The 2,295-nt window shown below is 57.6% G+C and carries 1 protein-coding gene; it reads left to right on the forward strand.

The features are described 5' to 3' along the window. Positions 1–874 precede the first annotated feature (874 nt). Positions 875–2,185, forward strand: coding sequence for a hypothetical protein (locus tag O4G76_RS19765; protein ID WP_269398869.1), 1,311 nt, complete (start codon positions 875–877; stop codon positions 2,183–2,185). Positions 2,186–2,295 lie beyond the last annotated feature (110 nt).

Consider the following 2,295-nt stretch of genomic DNA (forward strand, 5'->3'; position numbering starts at 1 on the left):
GAATGCTGTCGCCTCTCGAGTTCGAGCGGCAGCAGAAACTGAGGCACGAAGGCGTCTAAGAAACGCGGGGCTATTCAGTTCTCTTAATCGACGATATGGACATGTCGTCCGCGCATGACGCAGTCGAAGCCCAACATCGACTCGTCCCCACCAGCCTTCAAGAAGTCCTTCAGCTCGAGCCGCTTAGGCATAGAGGGCGATGAGATCATTTATCAAGGCGTTTGATGGCATGTGGCAAGAAGTCAACACTTGGTTGCATTAAGTAATCCTTTGACACCCAAAGTTGATACATCGTGGGTGTTGTCGCCTATGGAATGCATCTCCTGTAGGTAATATAGCAATGTCTTACGCTCAATTTTCCATAGACGGCCCCTTGTCTTTAGTTGAGGGACAAACGACTACTTTCTATACATCTATTGCGGGCTATTCAGCAGGCGGGGAGGGCGGCGTTATTGCCCTTTCGGAAGGTAGCGCCAATATGTCTGATTATACCTTGTCGCAGGGAGCGTATAGTTATGTCCAGATAGGAAGTTATCGAGAGATCTCCCAATCCTACACTGTGTCCATTAACCCTGATAATGTCACAGAGGGAAGTGAGTACTTTCTTCTGGGGGTGTATGGTTTTGATGGGTCAATTCTTGATAATATAAGGATCGACATATCCGATAACTCCCCTCTCGCAGGCGTCCCTGTTATATTGGGTAATGCCCTTCAGGGTGAGACGGTAGAGGTGGACATCACTGCTCTCAATGATGCCGACGGAATATCTCTCATTGAGTATCAGTGGCTGAGAGACGGAGATGCTATTAGTGGGGCAACAGAAAGCTCGTATATTTTGCGTCAAGAAGACGTAGGCAGCAGAATTAGCCTTTTGGTGCGTTCCACTGACAGCTATGGCGCAACTGATAGCGTTACAAGTCAGAGAACTGAGGTCGTCGATAACGTCAACGACGCGCCCACAAGCGTCCTTTTGGACAGTCTCCCTATTAAAGAAGGCGAGATCGGCGCCGTTGTCGGTGATTTGGTAGTTGCCGACCCCGACATTGGCGATACGCACTCCTTTGCTGTCTCCGATCCCCGCTTCGAGGTCGCGGATAGGGCGCTGAAGTTGAAGGAAGGCATCAGCCTTGACCACGAGACAGGGGCGACGGTGCCAATTGAGGTGACGGTGGCGGATGCGTCTGGGCTCAGCCTGACGCAGCGCTTCGACGTAACGGTGTCCAACGTCAACGAGGTGGCCACCGCTGTCCGCCTGTCGTCGGCGACGGTCAAGGAGAATGCCGCCGGGGACATGATTGGCCAGCTGACGGTTACCGATCCCGACGCTGGCGACACGCACAGCTTCACAGTCTCCGACACCCGCTTCGAGGTGGTCAATGGCGCGCTTAAGTTGAGAGAGGGCGTCGGTCTCGATTTTGAGGAAGCCTACAGCATCCCCCTCATTATCACAGCGACGGATGCGGATGGGCTGAGCTTGGCCCAGGACTTCGAGATCGCCGTGCAGGATGTGGCCGAAGGCCGTCTCTCGGCGGTGACCAACGTGGTGGAAGGCAGCAATGCCGGCGAGAGCCTGAAGGGCGCGAAGGCCAACGACCTGATCGTCGGCCTGGGCGGCAAGGACACGCTGATCGGCCGGAAGGGCGATGATATCATGGCCGGCGGCAAGGGCGCCGACAGGTTCGTCGGCGGCAAGGGCTTCGACACGCTCGACTACAGCGACTCCGCAAAGGGCGTCACCGTCAACCTGCAGAAGGGCGTGGCCAAGGGCGGCGATGCGCGCGGCGACAAGTTCAAGAGCATGGAAGGCGTGATCGGCTCCGACGCGAACGACAAGTTGCTCGGCTCGAAGGCCGGCAACGTGCTGATCGGCGGCGCGGGGGCCGATACTCTCAACGGTCGAGGCGGCAAGGACCGGCTCGACGGCGGCGCTGGCAACGACAAGGTCGTGGGCGGCGGCGGTGCCGACACCTTCATCTTCGATCTCGGCAACGACAAGCTCGTCGGCGGCGGTGGGCGCGACACGGTCGAGTTCGACGGCGCTTCAGGCGACTACGACGTGACCTTCGGCAAGAAGGTGGTCGTGACCTTCGAGGATGACCGTGACGTGCTGATCGGCATGGAGCGGCTCGAGTTCGACGATGTCACCTACACGCGTCAGGGCGGCGAATGGGTCGAGGTCGGCTGACACGGGTCGGATGGCCGGGCGGGGGCACTTCCCTGAGCTGCCCCGTCTGAGTGCTCCAGGTTAATTGTTAGTGCATGGTCGGCCTCCGGTCGACGGGCACGATGCTTTCT

Source organism: Limimaricola sp. G21655-S1, from assembly GCF_027213785.1.
GTDB lineage: Bacteria > Pseudomonadota > Alphaproteobacteria > Rhodobacterales > Rhodobacteraceae > Limimaricola.